Origin of the sequence: Pseudomonas parakoreensis (genome assembly GCF_021602155.1) — a bacterium.
Taxonomy (GTDB): Bacteria; Pseudomonadota; Gammaproteobacteria; order Pseudomonadales; family Pseudomonadaceae; genus Aquipseudomonas; species Aquipseudomonas parakoreensis.
Map to the genome: position 1 here is coordinate 584,084 of NZ_BQHY01000001.1, position 16,606 is coordinate 600,689.

The 16,606-nt window shown below is 62.8% G+C and carries 14 protein-coding genes; 2 read left to right on the forward strand and 12 right to left on the reverse strand.

The window, feature by feature from the left end:
- Window positions 1-46: 46 nt before the first annotated feature.
- From L6D63_RS02520 to L6D63_RS02550, 7 genes are all read right to left on the reverse strand, one after another.
- Window positions 47-1,489: an efflux transporter outer membrane subunit gene (locus L6D63_RS02520; RefSeq protein ID WP_131670842.1), complete on the reverse strand. Its 1,443-nt coding sequence runs from the start codon at window positions 1,487-1,489 to the stop codon at window positions 47-49.
- Window positions 1,486-2,373 (reverse strand): efflux RND transporter periplasmic adaptor subunit, encoded by an 888-nt coding sequence (locus L6D63_RS02525; protein WP_047290744.1) that lies wholly within the window; start codon window positions 2,371-2,373, stop codon window positions 1,486-1,488. Before L6D63_RS02525 ends, L6D63_RS02520 begins: the two co-directional genes overlap by 4 nt.
- Window positions 2,370-2,579: a DUF1656 domain-containing protein gene (locus L6D63_RS02530; protein ID WP_007957657.1), complete on the reverse strand. Its 210-nt coding sequence runs from the start codon at window positions 2,577-2,579 to the stop codon at window positions 2,370-2,372. Before L6D63_RS02530 ends, L6D63_RS02525 begins: the two co-directional genes overlap by 4 nt.
- Window positions 2,576-4,639 carry an FUSC family protein gene (locus L6D63_RS02535; RefSeq protein WP_131670841.1) on the reverse strand — a complete coding sequence of 688 codons (2,064 nt, stop codon included), beginning with the start codon at window positions 4,637-4,639 and terminating at the stop codon, window positions 2,576-2,578. Before L6D63_RS02535 ends, L6D63_RS02530 begins: the two co-directional genes overlap by 4 nt.
- Complete coding sequence (locus L6D63_RS02540) at window positions 4,636-5,064, reverse strand: MarR family winged helix-turn-helix transcriptional regulator (protein ID WP_131670840.1); 429 nt, start codon at window positions 5,062-5,064, stop codon at window positions 4,636-4,638. Before L6D63_RS02540 ends, L6D63_RS02535 begins: the two co-directional genes overlap by 4 nt.
- Before the next feature lie 137 nt (window positions 5,065-5,201).
- Entirely contained in the window at window positions 5,202-5,447 is a 246-nt protein-coding gene (locus L6D63_RS02545) for a DUF2789 domain-containing protein (RefSeq protein ID WP_131670839.1), read from the reverse strand.
- Between the two features lie 113 nt (window positions 5,448-5,560).
- Window positions 5,561-6,022, reverse strand: a complete 462-nt coding sequence (locus L6D63_RS02550) for an aminoacyl-tRNA deacylase (RefSeq protein WP_131670838.1) — start codon at window positions 6,020-6,022, stop codon at window positions 5,561-5,563.
- A 174-nt stretch (window positions 6,023-6,196) separates the two neighbouring features.
- Between L6D63_RS02550 and L6D63_RS02555 the strand changes: the two genes are divergently transcribed.
- Together L6D63_RS02555 and L6D63_RS02560 are read left to right on the forward strand one after the other, a co-directional pair.
- Window positions 6,197-6,727: an NfeD family protein gene (locus L6D63_RS02555; protein WP_131670837.1), complete on the forward strand. Its 531-nt coding sequence runs from the start codon at window positions 6,197-6,199 to the stop codon at window positions 6,725-6,727.
- 2 nt (window positions 6,728-6,729) lie between these two features.
- Window positions 6,730-7,488 carry a slipin family protein gene (locus L6D63_RS02560; RefSeq protein ID WP_041070974.1) on the forward strand — a complete coding sequence of 253 codons (759 nt, stop codon included), beginning with the start codon at window positions 6,730-6,732 and terminating at the stop codon, window positions 7,486-7,488.
- Window positions 7,489-7,568: 80 nt separating this feature from the next.
- Here the strand turns inward: L6D63_RS02560 and L6D63_RS02565 are convergent, their stop codons facing one another.
- From L6D63_RS02565 to L6D63_RS02585, 5 genes are all read right to left on the reverse strand, one after another.
- A complete protein-coding gene (locus L6D63_RS02565) occupies window positions 7,569-8,513 on the reverse strand; it encodes a sulfotransferase family protein (protein WP_131670836.1) in 945 nt (314 codons plus the stop codon).
- Entirely contained in the window at window positions 8,501-9,286 is a 786-nt protein-coding gene (locus L6D63_RS02570; RefSeq protein WP_095669261.1) for an aspartyl/asparaginyl beta-hydroxylase domain-containing protein, read from the reverse strand. The genes L6D63_RS02565 and L6D63_RS02570 overlap by 13 nt, the downstream gene beginning before the upstream one ends.
- Window positions 9,283-9,888: an adenylyl-sulfate kinase gene (gene cysC / locus L6D63_RS02575; protein ID WP_095667863.1), complete on the reverse strand. Its 606-nt coding sequence runs from the start codon at window positions 9,886-9,888 to the stop codon at window positions 9,283-9,285. The genes L6D63_RS02570 and cysC overlap by 4 nt, the downstream gene beginning before the upstream one ends.
- On the reverse strand, window positions 9,872-11,389 hold the full coding sequence (locus L6D63_RS02580; RefSeq protein ID WP_047290735.1) for a TolC family protein: 1,518 nt from the start codon (window positions 11,387-11,389) through the stop codon (window positions 9,872-9,874). Before L6D63_RS02580 ends, cysC begins: the two co-directional genes overlap by 17 nt.
- Window positions 11,390-11,438: 49 nt before the next feature.
- The coding region (locus L6D63_RS02585; RefSeq protein ID WP_236170264.1) for a beta strand repeat-containing protein at window positions 11,439-16,606 on the reverse strand (5,168 nt) is incomplete at its 5' end.

Sequence of the window (16,606 nt, forward strand, 5' to 3'; positions counted from 1 at the left end):
CGTTGCACGGGGCACCCTTTCAACACTTCAAAGCATAGCAACGGCTTCAGGGTTTGCTGGTGCTTGAGGCTTGCGTTCGTCCGCTTTCCCAACCGCCGCCCAGAGCGAGGAACAAATCGATCTGGCTCATGGCAACCTGGGTGTTGGCGGCGGCCAGTTGCGCAGTGACGTCGGTGTAGGTGCGGGTCGCCTGCAGGTCGGCAAGGAACGACTCGCGCCCGGCCTGGAAGAAGCGATGGGTCTGGTCCGCCGCCAGTTTCGCTGATTGCTCGGCGTCGGCCAGGGCGTCGCGGCGTTGCAGCAGTGCGCTGTACTGGGCCAGACCGGTCTGGGTTTCGCGGATGGCGTTGAGCACCACGCCGTCGAAATGCGCCAGCGCGCCCTGAGTGTTGGCTTCGGCTTCACGGATACGTGCGCGGGCGCCGTTGGTCGGCACCTTCCAGCTCAGCGACGGGCCAAAGCCCCAGCGGTTGGTCGATGGATCGCCAAGATCGGAAACGATGCCGACGGTGCCGATGGTCGCGCCGATGCTGATGTCCGGGTACAGCTCACCGGTTGCAATGCCGATGCCGGCGGTCGCGGCGGCCAGACGACGCTCGGCCTGCCGCACATCAGGCCGACGCTTGAGCAGCGCTGCACCGTCGCCCACCGGCAACTGTTGGGCGATTTTCGGCAGTTCGGCACAGGTCGCGGTGCCGGCAGGCAACTGGTCGACCGGTTTGGCCAGCAGCATCGACAGGCGGAACAATCCGGCCTGACGCGCCGCTTCGTAGCGCGGCAGGTCAGCCCGCAAGGATTTGAATTGGGTTTGCGAGCGGGTGACCTGGGTCTCGTCACCACGCCCGGCATCGCGCAAGCGCTGGATCAGCGTGGTGCTCTGCGATTGCAGGTCGAGGGAATGCTGAGCGATTTCCCGTTCTTCGTTGGCGGCACACACTTGGGTGTAGGCGCGAACCACGTCCGCCACCAGGGTGACGCGCGCGGTGTCGGCCGCCGCTTGCGTGGCATCGGCGTTGGCTTTCGCCGCTTCGATCCCGCGTTGCAGCGTGCCCCACAGATCGAACTGGTAAGACGCGCTGATACCGATGTCAGCGACGTTGGCCACCGGGACTTTTTCCGGCAGCAGGAACGCCTGTCCGGATTCCTGCAAGCGCTGCGCGCCCATCTTCACGCCGCCGCTCCAGCCACCGGCCGCTTCGGCTTCATCGACCTGGGCACGGGCCCGCGACAGGTTGGCCGCCGCCACCCGCAAATCCGTATTGGAAGCCATGGCCTGCTGCACCAGTTGATCCAGACGCGGATCCTTATACAGCCGCCACCAGTCCGCCGGCACCGGCGCCGACACCACTGGTTTGCCGTCCACCGCCAGCTCGCCCTGAAAATCCTTGCGCTGCACCGCCGCGTCAGCGGGCAGATGATAGTCCGGCCCGACCATCTGACAGGCCGAGAGCATCATGCCCAACCCGGCGATCATCAGGGCCCTGTTCATTGCGCGGGCTCCTGGGTTTTGTCGTCGATGATCGACACGGTCGCGGTCCGCCCGGCGATCATGCGGAAATCTGCCGGCACCTCGTCAAAGGCGATGCGCACCGGAATCCTTTGCGCCAGGCGCACCCAGCTGAACGCCGGGTTGACGTTGGGCAGCAGGTTGTTGCCGCTGGTGCGGTCGCGGTCTTCGATACCGGCGACGATGCTTTCGACATGCCCACGCAGCCTGGCCTTGTCGCCGATCACACGGATATCCACCGACTGGCCGACATGAATACCGTCGAGTTTGGTTTCTTCGAAATAGCCGTCGATGTGGAACGAGTTGCTGTCGACCACCGACAATACCGGACGCCCGGCGGTGACGAATTCCTGCACTCGCGGCGCACGGTCGTTGACGTAACCGTCCACCGGGCTGCGGATCACCGAACGATCCAGATTGAGCTGCGCGCTGTCCACCGTCACCAGCGCTTCGGCCAGCGCCGATTGCGCCCGGGCGACTTTCGACTGGCTTTCTTCCAGTTGTTCGGCCGGCACCAGATTGCCCAGACCACGGTTACGCTTGGCTTCACGCTGCGCCTGGGCCAGGGTTTCTTCGCGATCGGCGACCGCCGCTTTAGCCTGACGCAGGGCCAGTTTGAAGCGGTCCTGGTCGATGCTGAACAGCACCTGGCCGCGTTTGATCAACTGGTTGTCCTTGACCTCGACCTGCTGGATCAGCCCGGACACGTCCGGGGCGATCTGAATAATGTCGGCGCGAATGTGGCCGTCACGGGTCCACGGCGCAAACATGTAATACATCACCATGCGCCAGACAAGGACGACGGCGAAAGTCACGATCAGCAGGGTCAGGACCACGCGACCGATAGTCAGAAACGGTTTTTTCATGTCATCAGGTATCGACTGAGTGAGTCCACGCCGTACAGCATCACGGCGTAGAGGGCCACGTTGAACAATGCCCGGTGCCAGACCAGACGGTAAAAGTGCAGGCGCGTGAGCACGCCATGCACCAGCACAAACAACACATAGGTGATGCCCATCAACACCAGCAGGGTCGGCAGGAAAATGCCGCTGATATCCAGATCACCAATCATAGGGGCGCTCCATCGGGCAGCGGTTCTTCGGCATCGCCCGTGCTGACAAATTCCACGCCGGGCAACAGCGCCAGGCGCAAACCGCTCAGGGCATGCAACAGGTTTAGCCGGGTTTCTTCGTCGCCGTGGCCTTTGAGCGCGCGGCGGGCGCGATCCATGGTCATCAGCAGCGGGCTCGGTGCCGGCAAGCGTTCGCCGGCCTTGAGGCAAGCGCGGAAATACTCGCCGACCTCAGCCACCACTTGCTGCAGCAGGGCCTTCGGCGCGCCGCTGACCCGTGGCGTGTAAGCCAGCAGATCGAGCAGGTTCAGGCCGACACGCACTTCACGCATGGCAATCCCGGTGTCCTGGCCGGTCATGGCCAGACGCGGCAAGTGCTGCATCAGACGATCGAGCAACTGCACGCCCAGATGCCGATGTTCGGCGAGGTTGGCCGGCTCGGTCATGCGCACGATGTCTTTCCAGCTGAAGCGGGTCAGACGTTTGGCGGCCAGCTCGACGCCGAACGGGCGGGCGATCAGGGTCCAGATAAACGCAAACAACAGGCCCAGAGGGCCGGCCAGGTTGGAGTTCACAAAGGCGAAGAAGTCCGCGTCGTACGCGCCCTGAATGCTGATGAACGACGAGGTGTTGACCAGCGTCAGGAGCATGCCGAGGAAGAAGCGTGGCTGCACCGTCAGGGTGCCGACACAGATGAACGGAACCGCAAACGCCAGTACCAGCATCGGGAAATCGTGCAGGTTCGGCAGAATCAGGAACAAATAGAGACTGGCGAACAGCACCGACATCCCGGTCCAGAAAAAGAACCGGTAGATCTGTGGCGCCGGGTCGTCCATCGAGGCGAAGAAACTGCACGCTACCGCCGCCAGAATCACCGCACTGCCACCGTCCGGCCAGCCGAGCAGAATCCACAGCACCGAAGCGACGATGATCGCCAGAACGGTCGAGGCCACCGAATACAGCATCATCCCGCGGTCGAGAAATGGCGTCAGCCGCCCGAGGCGCCAGTGCCGGTAAACCGCGCGCCAGCTGTCCTGGCGCTCGCAGAGAATCGCGTCCTGCAGACTGCGGCAGTCTTGCCACAGATCGATGAATTCACCGAGGCGATAAATCGCGTTGGAGAACAGCAACTGCTTGCGATCTTCCAGCGCCTCACAGCTAGGCTGCAGGGCCTGGAGTTGATCCTTGAGCGCCTGCCAACGCGCCAGATCAGCGTCGTTATGGGCGAGCCATTCGCGGGTTGCAGTCAGCAGCGGGGCAAACTTTTCCACCAGTTCCGGCGTGCGTCGCTCAAGGGCGTAGAGCGAGTCTTCCAGAGCGTCGATCACCGGCAACAGGTGGATCATCCGCCCGCGCAGTTCCTTGGTGTTGCGCACGGTTTGCGGTCGAGCGCCTTCGTGGGGCAACTGGCCGATCATCAATTCGAGGCTGTTGAAATTGGCGACCATGGCCATGCGCAGCGCGGCGATCTGTTCAGGCTGCACGTCGCGGCTGAGAAACTTCAGGCTGTAGGTGGTGGCGTCGGCGAACCACTTGCCTACCGCGTCATTGAACACCGGCGCCAAGCGACGCGGCCAGAACATCGCGCCGACCACCGCCGCCACAGCGATGCCGAGAAAAATCTCTTCGGTCCGCGCTTCCGCCACGTCCCACACCGCCAGCGGATTATCCACGGTCGGCAAGGCAATCAGCGGCAAGGTATAACCGGCCAGCATCAGCGCGTAGTTATTGGCGGTGCGCAGGTGCAGCGACAGGAACAGCAAAATCCCCGTCCACAAGGCAATCACCACCACCAGCACGTACGGGCTCTGCACGAACATCGGTACGAACAGCACCGCCGCCGCCGCCCCGAGAAAGGTGCCGATGGCGCGGTACAGCGCCTTGGAACTGGTCGGACCGAGAAACGGGCTGGAGACGATGTACACCGTGGCCATCGCCCAATACGGACGCGGCATTTGCATGAGCAAGGCGATGTACAGCGCAATCATCGACGCTGCAAAGGTGCGGACCCCGTAGAACCAGTCACGGGCAGGCGGGATGCCAGAGAAAAAACCGTTCAAGAATTAATCACCACAGGCGAATTGGCCGCCTCAAAAGCTCGCAGTACCCGAAGCGTAGCTTCCAGATCACTCTGGTCGATGCCTTCGAGCACTTCATGACGCAGACGCACCAGTTCGCTTTCCACCGCTTGCACCAGTTCACGGCCGGTGTCGGTCAGGCTCAGGCACTTGGCCCGACGATCCTGAGCATCTTCGGTGCGACAGACGTAGCCGGCGTGGCACAACTGGTCGAGCAGGCGTACCAGCGACGGACTTTCCATCCCGGCTGCCTGCGCCACTTGCACCTGACGTACACCCTCGCCCAACCGCCCGATCATCAACAACGGCACGGCGCAGGCTTCGGAGATTCCATAGTTGACCAGCGTGGTCTGGCAGATCTTCCGCCAATGCCTGGCGGCCACCACCATGGCACTGCTGATGTTCATCTGGAGAGCGTCGAGGGAATTCGGCACGGGAAAATGCACACTGTTAGTTTGCTAACTATCAATATCGCATTGGCGGTGAATTTCAGTCAAGTTTTGAAACAAATCTTCTCTGCAGAGAATTTGGGTTTTACTCAGTCCTACAAAACCCGCCCCTTGCGCAACAACACATCCAGCTGATCCACCACCTCCGCCCAATCCGCATCATCAAGAATCTCGCCGCGCAAGAAATCCGCCTGACTTTTACTCCAGAAAAACGCGTCCGCCAGGTGCAGCTCGGGTTTGAGCGGTGAATGGGTGGCGATGAATTGGTCGATGCTGGTCGGGTCGTCGCCCAGTCCCAGTTGTTTGAACAGGGACGGCAGGCTGTGGGTGGGCTGCTCCATGGAGGACTCCTTCAAGAATTCGGTGGGTGGAGATTATTCGCGAGCAGGCTCGCTCCCACAGGGGGAACTCGATCAACCTGCTCGCGAAGGCATCGGCAAAAACGCTACAAGTCCTACTGACTCAACTCCCGCACCTCGGCATGCGGCACCATTTTCAGAAACTCGGACATGCTCATGTGCAGCAGGTAGTTGTGGTTGCCGGCTTCCAGGTAAATGTCTTTCTGCCGGGTCAGCAGCGGGTCGATGATCATGTCCAGGCCGTAGGAATCACCCAGCGGCGGCACCGCGCCGCGTTCGCAGTCATCGAAGATGTGCGCCAGGTTGCTTTCCCGGGTGATCTGCCATTCGCCGCGGCTGCGCACTTTGCTCAAATCCAGGTGCCGGCTGGCCGGCAGCACGGCCATCAGGTAATGCCCGTGGTGGTCGTCGAGAATCACCGACTTGGCCACGCGCTCGGCGGGCACCCCGGAAACCCGTGCGGTTTCCAGACTGCTGGCCGAGTGGCGGTGGGCCACGATGTCATATTCGCATTGCGCCCGGTTCAGGCTGCTTTGCACTTTTTTTGCCATACGCATGCTGCACCTCGGTGTCACGCGGAACGTTGTACCTGCTCTGCTGAGTCTAGTTCGGCGAGGCTCAGGCGAAGGGAAATCCGCTCACTGGACACATCTGCTCATTGAGCAGAATTCATTCAGCGCCAGGCTCAACTAGACTTAAGGAAACACCCCCTGACTCTCCCGGAGGGTCACGTGAACAGCCGATGTTGTCTGTTTTTTCTGATACTGCTGGCCAGCGGCCCGGCCCTCGCGGCTGACGTCCCGCTGACGGCGGTCAATCCGGTCGGCCTGTGGCTGATCACCCTCGGCATTGCCTTTCTGATTGCCGAAGCCGCGCTGCCCAACTACGGGGTCATCGGCCTTGGCGGGATCATCATGTTCGTCATCGGCGCGCTGATCCTGAGCAACGCCGAGGTGCCGGTACCGATGATCATCGGCCTCGGCCTGCTCAGCGCCCTGCTGCTGATCGCCTTGATCGTCCGCGCCTTGAAAACCCGCCCCCGCCATACTGTCAGCGGCGATGCCGGGCTGGTCGGCAGCGTGACGGCGGTGACCACCGTGCAAGCGCAAAACGCCCACAACGGCTGGGTGCATTTGCAGGGTGAACACTGGCAAGTGCACAGCGCCACACCCTTGCACACCGGGCAATCGGTGCGCGTGATAGGGCGCAAGGGCTTATTGCTGAAAGTCGCCGCGACTGACGCGGTGCGACACGGAGAGTGATCATGGGTCTGCAAATCGGTTTCGTTGCACTGCTGCTGTTGGTGATCGCCCTCGCCGGGTCGACCTTCCGCATCCTGCGTGAGTACGAGCGCGGCGTGGTGTTCCAGCTCGGGCGCTTCTGGCAGGTCAAAGGGCCGGGGCTGATCCTGTTGATACCGGTGGTGCAGCAAATGGTCCGGGTCGATCTGCGCACCGTGGTGCTCGACGTACCGCCGCAGGATGTGATCACCCGCGACAACGTCTCGGTGAAGGTCAATGCGGTGCTGTACTTCCGCGTGCTTGACCCGCAGAAGGCGATCATTCAGGTCGAAGACTTTCTTTCGGCCACCAGCCAACTGGCGCAGACCACCCTGCGCGCGGTGCTCGGCAAACATGAACTGGATGAACTGCTGGCCGAACGCGAGCAACTGAATATCGATATCCAGCAGGTGCTCGACGCCCAGACCGACGCCTGGGGCATCAAGGTCGCCAACGTCGAGATCAAGCACGTCGACCTCAACGAATCGATGGTCCGTGCCATCGCCAAACAGGCCGAAGCCGAACGCGAACGCCGGGCCAAGGTGATCCATGCCGAAGGCGAACTGCAGGCCTCGGAAAAACTCATGCAGGCCGCCGAAATGCTCGGCCGTCAGCCCGGCGCCATGCAGTTGCGCTACATGCAGACCTTGAGTTCGATTGCCGGCGACAAGAGCTCGACGATTGTCTTTCCCCTGCCCATCGAATTGCTCAAGGGGATGGCGGATCTGTCGGGAAAAACCTGACAGCAAAAGATCGAAGCCTGCGGCAGCTCCTGCATCGGTTATGCGTACACCCTGTAGGAGCTGCCGAAGGCTGCGATCTTTCATGCGTTGCGCAGCAATTCAAGATTCAGAAAGGCATCCTGGGCACATTGCCGAACCCGTTCGCGCAACCACGGCGAAGCCTCGCGACGCTTGTCTTCGCCATCGGCAACAAAGCGCTGGGACGGCTGCTTGGCATGCTGCATCGTCGCCGCCAACACCTGCTGCCGCTGCTCGACATTCAAACGAAAAAACTTCGCCAATCGTCCGGCCATGGCCTCGGGCAACTCGCTGTAGTTCACCAGAAGTCCGTCACCCTCACGGCAGTGCAGATACGCCGACGCCAGCAAGTGTCCAAGCCGTCGTGCAATGAAGTCTTCACTGCCGGTAAATGGCAAACCATCGTCGAGCACACAATCACCAAGCATCCCCGGCACCATGTGCATCCCCGGGCGACGCACGTGCGATACGGCGATTTCCAGCGGATCGCGATACACGAACAGCCACGGCGTGTCGGGAAAGCATGCCTGCAACAGCGGCCATTCGCCGATGTTCCAGGCATCAAGCTTGATCACCAGTCGCTGCTCGATACCGCGTCGACGTTGACCGTAGGCCGAGAGCAGTCCACTGATCGCTGCCCGCCGCTCGGCTTCGGGCAGCTCACCGCGCAAAAGTGCATCAAGCGGCGGAGGCTCCGAGACTACGATGTGGTCATCGAGCCGCGCGAGCATCTGGCTGATCAATGTCGAACCGCAACGCGAGGCGTGCAGGATAAAGGCACTCGGGGCCAACCCCGGACTTTGCGCTTGCCACTCGGTCAGCACCGATAGCGGCGTCTGCCGGCGAAAAGCCTGATTGAACGGCAACCGCAGCGCTTCTTCGACGGCGTCACGAAAAAAAGGCTGATGCAGTGGTGTGTCAGCAAACCAGCACCAGTCCACTTGCCATTGCTCCGCCAGCGGCCAGATCCGGATCGGCAGCCAGCCGTCGAAGTTCAGCCTTTCCATTGTTCGTTCCATTGCCGACGACCGTTGCGCATTGCGGCGCGCAGTTCTTCGCGGGAGAATGGCAAGCCGTGTTCGGCGGCCAGCTCCAGAGTGCGCTCGATGAATATTTCGGGGTCCGTCATGTGCTGCAGAGTCGCCGCCAACGCTGCATCACCTGCAACCAGTCGCTGGAATCGCTGTAACGCCGAATCGGCCGATTGCGGTGCAGGGGTGTCGCGCAAACCTTCGGCGATCTTCTGCGTGAGCCAGGCCCCGGGCCGGCAGTCGAGCACCAGATGAATCCGCGCGCAGGTATCGAAGTTATCCACCCGATGCACACGAGCAAGATCGAGAAACCAGCACTCCCCCGCCGACATCGGCACGCGTTGACCCTCGAGCCAGAAGTCCACGGCGGGCGGGCTGAGCAGTGGAATGTGCAGGCGCAGATCGGCTTCCGGGCCCTCCAGATCGTAATCACGGTGCTCATGAATTCGCCCGCCCGGCCCCAGTCGCAGCAGGCGTGCGCTGACGATATCCAGCGCCAGCTCACGTAGCCCCAACCGCCAGCGTTCATCGCGCAGCCAGGGCGTGCGCTGCAGCGTTTCACCGCGTCCGGGCGATAACTCGGTCAGGGCATCGGCGGCCGAAATCAGTGCCACGCCGCTCCAGTCGCCCGTGAAGTAATCGGTGTTGAAGTGTCCGCGCCAAGCCTCTTCGGCAATCGCCTGCAGCGCCTGCAACAGCAGCGGCAAGTCCACCGCCACCGGCAGACGCGAACAGACCGGGCGGCTCATGCCTTGGGCAACACCGCGCATTCGCCAAGCCAGGTCAGCAGCCGGTCCAGACAGGCATCCACGGTCTGCACGCCGGTGTCGAGCACCAGCGAGGCCTGCGCGGGCGGCTCGTACGGTGCCGAAACCCCGGTGAAACCGGCCATCTCGCCACGCCGTGCGCGGGCGTAATGACCCTTCGGATCACGCTGTTCGCACACCGTCAGCGATGCGCTGCACCAGACCTCCCGATAGTCCGCAACCAAACGCTGGGCGAACACCTCTCGCAGTTCCAGCAACGGCGCGATCATCGCCAGAATCACGATCTGCCCGTTTTCCACCAGCAGCGCTGCCAGCTCGCTGGCACGGCGGATGTTCTCCAGGCGATCGGCGTCGCCAAACCCCAGATCGCGGTTGAGCCCGACCCGCAAGCCGTCGCCATCGAGCACCACGCTCTGCACTCCACGGGCAAACAACTCGGCGTGCAGCGCTTGGGCCAGCGTCGATTTGCCCGCCGCCGGCAGACCGGTGAGCAAAATCGCCGCACCGCGATGGCCGTTGCGGGCCTCGCGTTGCCTGCGACTGATGCTGGCGACGGGCGCCTGCAGATTATTTGGCAGCAGCATGCGCCACCACTGGCACCGAAATATCCCCCGACGCCCACGCCGATTCCCGGTTAGCCAACGCCGTGGCGATCGACTGCACTTCGGTGGATTGCACTTGATCCGGAAGCGGATCGAGGCCGGCGCTGGCGAAGATCTGCCCATAGGCATTGCGCAGATCGGCATACGACAGATCACGGCGCAGATCCGCTTGCAGGTTGTTCAGTTCGCCCTGAATCAACTCCAGCTCGCCGATGCCGGCGGCCTGGTGCCGATTGCGCAACTGACCGACGATCTGCCCGTCGATGTCCGACAGTTGCTGGTTGGTCTTGAACTGACGCAGCGCCTCTTGATAGTTGGCATTGGCCACATACAGCTGCGCCAGCACCGCGATCGACATCGCCTGACGGCGTGCGGTGGCGACTTCTTCGCCGGCCTTGGCCACATCGATGGCTGCCGGGGCAGAGATCACATTGAACAGGTTCCAGGTGACTTTCACCCCATAGTCGGCCCAGCGATCGTTCACCAGAAACGAGTTGCTGTCGTAGTGTCCGCCGGCGGAAAACTCCAGGCCCGGCAACATGCGCAACATCGCCTTGCGGGTTTCAGCAGCACTGATCCGGGTCTGGTAATCCTGCTCGCGCAGTTCCGGACGGCTGGTCAGGGCTTCCTGCTCCAGCCTGGAAATATCGACCTTGAGTTCCGGGATCTGATAACCGTCGTCAGTGGCCAGCGTCAGGTTGGTGCCCAGCGGCAGATTGATCAGGGTCGCCAGTTCGGTTTTCGCCAGCGACAACGCCCGGCGTTGCTCTTCCAGTTGCCGGGTCGCTTCGATCAGCGAACGCTGGTAACCGAGGGACTGCACCGGATCACCGATGCGCTGCTCGCTCATGCTTTCGCTGTTGCGGCGGGCGGTGTCGACCCGGGCCATCAGGCTGTCGATCTGTTTGAGCAGACGTTCGGCCGCCATCGCCCGCCAATAGGCCGAGCGCACGTCCTGAACGATGGTGTTGATCACTTTGCGCCGGCGTTCCTGAACGATCAGGCGCTGGTCGCCCTGTTGCTTGGCGTTGATGTAGCTGACGCCGAAGTCGAGGACGTTCCAGACCATGGTCAGGTCGGCGACGTTGCGGTCGCGGTCCTGGGAGGTCGACGGTTCCAGGGACTGGGTGCCGGTGCGTACGCTCTGGCTGCTGGAGGCGCTGACATTGTTGCGTCCGACGTAACCGGCATCCAGCGCCATGCGTGGCAGCATGTCGAAGCTGGCGAGGTCGAGCTGCCGCTTGGCCAGCGCTTCCTCCATGATTTTCAAGCGCCCTTCGAGGTTGTATTTCACCGCGCGGGCCATGGCCTGGTGCAGGGTCAGCGGACCGCTCAGCGGTTCCTGACCCTTGTACATGCTTTGCAGGTCGGCTTTGGCCCGTTGTTCGCTGACACTGCGTTCGATCGGTTCACTGGTGACTGCACATCCGCTGATTGCCAGCGCCAGCAGGCTGGCGCCGAACAATTTTTGACTTTTCTTCATCCCTGCATCGCCCCTGGGTGCTGCGCATATTGAGTTGTTGTGTGTGTTATCAGGCCTGCATTTCGCTGATACCGACCTGTTGCAGAGCCGCCGCCAGGTTGTCGACCCGGTGCTGCTCGCTGTCCTTGATCTGTTGCAGTTGCTGGCCCAGGGTCGGCGCGCCGAACACACCGCGCAGACCCTGGGAAATATCGCCGCCCGTGATCGAATGACGGTCGAAGGCATTCAGCGAATCGCGCTCTGCGGCGCTGTCCTGATGGAACAGGCTCGACAGCGTACTGCTGCCGAACACCCCGCCATCGCCACCGCCAAACCCGAGGAAGCCATGGCCGGAACCATCGCCGCCGCTGTCGCTGCTGGTGAAAACCTGGGCGATGAAGCTCGGGCTCAGGGCGCCGTGGTTGATGAAAATGTCACCCAGCGGACGGATGCCGTTGCCGATCACCCGTTGTTCGAACAACGGCGCGAAGGTCAGCGGTGAGCCGAGGTCGCCGGTGGGCGGTGTGAAGATGAGCGGTTGCAGCGGGACGTTCGGCGCCGGTGGTGGCACGACGGGGTCGCTGCTGCGGAACTCCGGATCCGGCGGCACCACCACCAACGGCGAGGTCGGTGTCACCGGCGGTACGACCACCGGCACCGTATTGATCACGTAGTTCCCGGACTGACTGATCCCGCTGCCGCTGTTGCCCGACTGGTCACTGACCCCGGCCGTGTTGATGCTGATTGCATTGCTGGCGCTGTTGACGTTGGCGGTCGGCGTCAAGGTCGCCGTCCAGGTCTTGCCACCGTCGCTGCTGCTCAGGTTGGACAGGGTGCCATTGGCCACGCTGAGGTCCGCCAGATCGAAACCGCTGACCGCTTCGTTGAAGGTGATGATCACCTGCGAAGTCTGGCCGACACCCAGATTCGGGTTGGCAACCACGACCGTGGCGGTCGGGCGCTCGCTGTCGAGGGCGTAGTTGTTCGACACCGCCACGGTGCTGCCGGCGTTGCCCGCCAGGTCGGTGACGTTGCTGGTGTCCAGCGCGATGAAGTTGCTCGGGTCGGTCACGTTCGCGGTCGGGGTGAAGGTCGCGGTCCAGGTCTTGCCGCCATCGCTGCTGCTCAGGTTGCTCAGGTCGCCATTGGTCACGCTCAGGTCGGACAGGTCGAAATTGCTCACCGCCTCGCTGAAGGTGAAGGTCACCGTGGTGGTCTGGCCGATGCCCAGATGCGGATTGGCAACCACAATGTCCACCGTCGGCCGGGTTGCATCGAGGATGTAGTTGTTGGAGATGGCGATGCTCGCGCCGAGGTTGCCGGCCAGATCCTGGACGCCGGCGGTGTCGATCAGGATCAGGTTGGTCGGGTCGTTGACGTTAGCCGTTGGCGTGAAGGTCGCGGTCCAGGTCACACCGCCGTCGCTGCTGGTCAGGTTCGACAGCGCACCGTTGGCGACGCTGATATCCCCCAGATCGAACCCGATCACCGCTTCGCTGAACGTGATAGTCACGGTGGTGGTTTCACCGATGCCCAGGCGATTGTCGGCGACCACGATGGTGGCGGTCGGCAGCGCGGTGTCGATGGCGAAGTTGTTGGAGTCGGTGATGCCGATACCGCTATTGCCTGAGACGTTGGTCACTCCGGCATTGCTCAGGCTGATCAGGTTGGTCGCGTCAGTGACATTGGCGGTCGGGGTGAAGGTCGCCGTCCAGGTGACACCGCCGTCGCTGCTGCTGACATTGCTCAGCGTGCCGTTGGCGATGGTCAGGTCGCTGTTGTCGAAACCGCTGACCGCTTCGCTGAAGGTGATGGTCACCAGCGAGGTTTCCCCGGCCTTGAGCGAAGTGTCGGCAACCACGATGGTGGCAGTCGGCACCTGAGTCTGCACCTGATAGTTGGCGGAGCTGGTGGTGCCGGTGCCGGTGTTGCCGGCCAGGTCGGTAATACCGGTGTTGTTCAGGACAATCAGGTTGGTGAGGTCGGTGATGCCGATATTCGGCGTGAACGTGGCCGTCCATGTAATGCCGCCGTCGCTCGACGAAACGTTGCTCAGTGTGCCGTTGGCAACGCTCAGGTCGGCATTGTCGAATCCGGTCACGGCCTCGCTGAAGGTGATGGTCACCAGTGCGGTTTCTCCGGGACGCAGGTCACTGTCAGTCATGACAATGGTCGCCGTCGGACGCTGACTGTCGACCGCATAGTTGTTGGAGTCGGTGGTGCCGCTGCCGGCGTTGCCCGCCAGATCGGCGATGCCGGTATTGTCCAGCGTGATCAGGTTGGTGGTGTCGGTGATGCCTGCCGCCGGAGTAAAAGTAGCCGTCCAGGTGATACCGCCATCGCTGCTGCTCACCGCGCTCAGCGTACCGTTGGCGATGGTCAGGTCGGCGTTGGTGAAACCGGTGACCGCTTCGCTGAAGGTGATGGTCACCAGACTGGTCTGGCCGACGCCGAGCGCGGTGTCGGCCACCACGACAGTGGCGGTCGGGCGCTGGGTGTCGATCGAGTAATTGTTGGAATCGGTGGTGCCGCTGCCGGCATTGCCCGACAGGTTTTGAACACCGGAATTGTCCAGCGTAATCAGGTTGGTGGCGTCGGTGATGTTGGTGGTCGGTGTGAACGTTGCCGTCCAGGTAATGCCGCCGTCGCTGCTGCTCACCGCGCTGAGCGTGCCGTTGGCGATGGTCAGGTCGGCATTGGTGAAACCGGTAACCGCTTCGCTGAAGGTGATGGTTACCAGCGAGGTTTCGCCGATTTTCAGCGAGTTGTCGGCAACGATGACGGTCGCGGTCGGCAGCACGGTGTCGATGGTGTAGTTGTTGGAGTTGGTGGTGCCGCTGCCGGCGTTGCCCGCCACGTCGGCGATGCCGGTGTTGGCCAGTGTGATCAGGTTGGTCGCGTCGTTGACGCCCACGTTCGGGGTGAACGTCGCCGTCCAGGTAATGCCGCCGTCGCTGCTGCTCACCGCCGTCAACGTACCGTTGGCGATGGTCAGGTCGGCGTTGGTGAAACCGCTCACCGCTTCGCTGAACGTGATGGTCACCAGCGAGGTTTCGCCGGCCGTAAGGTTGCTGTCGGCGACCACGATGGTCGCGGTCGGGCGCTGGGTGTCAATGGCGTAGTTGTTGGAGTCGGTGGTGCCGCTGCCAGCGTTGCCCGCCAGGTCGGCAATGCCGGTGTTGTCCAGAGTGATCAGGTTGGTGATGTCGGTGATGCTGGCGCTCGGGGTGAACGTCGCGGTCCAAGTGATGCCGCCATCGCTGCTGCTCACCGCACTCAGCGTGCCATTGGCAATGGTCAGGTCGGCGTTGGTGAAGCCGGTCACCGCTTCGCTGAAGGTGATGGTCACCAGCGAGGTTTCGCCGATTCGCAGGTTGTTGTCGGCCACCACGATGGTCGCGGTCGGGCGCACGGTATCGATGGCGTAGTTGTTGGAATCGGTGGTCCCGGTGCCGGCGTTGCCGTTCAGATCCGCGATGCCGGTGTTGTTCAGGGTGATCAGGTTGGTCGCGTCGGTGATGCTGGCGGTCGGCGTGAAGGTCGCCGTCCAGGTAATGCCGCCGTCGCTGCTGCTGACCGCCGTCAAGGTGCCGTTGGCAATCGTCAGGTCGGCGTTGGTGAAACCGGTGACCGCTTCGCTGAAGGTGATGGTCACCAGCGAGGTTTCACCGATCCGCAGGTTGTTGTCGGCCACCACAATGGTCGCGGTCGGCCGCGCAGTGTCGATGGCGTAGTTGTTGGAATTGGTGGTGCCAGTGCCGGCATTGCCAGCCAGATCGACGACCCCGGTGTTATCCAGGGTGATCAGGTTAGTGGTGTCGGTGATGTTGCTGGTCGGGGTGAGCGTGGCGGTCCAGGTGATGCCGCCGTCACTGCTGCTCAGACCGCTCAGGGTGCCGTTGGCTACGGTAAGGTCGGCGGTGGTGAAGCCGCTGACCGCTTCGCTGAAGGTGATGGTCACCAGCGAGGTTTCACCGGCCGCCAAATTGGTGTCGGCCACCACAATGGTCGCGGTCGGGCGCTGGGTATCGATCACGTAGTTGGCCGAATCCGTCGTGCCGCTGCCGGCGTTGCCAGCGAGGTCGGCGATACCGGTGTTGTCCAGGGTGATCAGGTTGGTGGTGTCGGTGATGCTGGCGGTCGGAGTGAAGGTTCCTGTCCAGGTGATGCCACCGTCGCTGCTGCTCACCGCGCTCAGCGTACCGTTGGCGATGGTCAGGTCGGCGTTGGTGAAACCGGTCACGGCTTCACTGAAGGTGAAAGTCACCAGCGAAGTATCGCCGATCTTCAACGCCGTATCGGACATCACGATGGTCACGGTCGGACGCGCGGTATCAATCGCGTAGTTGACGGAGCTGGTGGTGCCGACGCCCGCCACGCCGTCGCTGATCGCAGTCACCCCGGTGTTGTCGAGGGTGATCAGGTTGGTGGCGTCGGTGAGGTTGTTGGTCGGAGTGAACGTCGCGGTCCAGGTCAGGCCGCCGTCGCTGCTGCTCACCGCTGTCAGCGTGCCGTTGGCAATGGTCAGGTCGGCGTTGGTGAAACCGCTCACCGCCCGGCTGAAGGTAATGGTCACCAGCGAGGTTTCGCCGATTTTCAACGCCGTGTCGGCCATCACGATGGTCGCGGTCGGTGGCTCAACATAAGCAGTGTTGAGCGTACCGCCGTTGTTGTAGATCGCCGCGAAGGCCAACGGTACAGAGCCCGTCACGCCGCCGCCCAGTTCTGCGCCGCCGGCGCCGCTGCCGGCCGCGTTGCCGCTGATGGCGCTGAAGTTGGCGGCGGTGATCAGCACCGTACCGCCCTGGTTCCAGATCGCGCCGACACCTCGTCCGCCGTCGCCGCCATTGAGGTTGTTGCTGCCCTGGCCGCTGCCGCCACCGCCACCGCCGCCCGCACCGATGTTGTTGCTGATGACCGAGGTGCCGACGATTTTCAACGTACCGGTCGAGGCGTTGTAAATGCCGCCGGCCGCATTGCCGCCGACGCCGCCAACCTTGTCCCAACCGGAGCCGCCACCGCCCCCGCCGATGGAAATCGTGCCGTTGTTGGCCGTGCCGCCATTGCCGCCGTTGCTGTAGTAGGAAACGCCCAACCCGCCGGCACCACCGGTGCTGCTGCCACCGCGACCGCCCATGTGCGTCGCATCGTAGCCGCCGCCGTAACCGCCGACGCCGCCGCTCCCGGCCTGCCCGCCGAGGGTTCCGGTGCCCGGCCCGGCCGTGCCGCCATGACCGC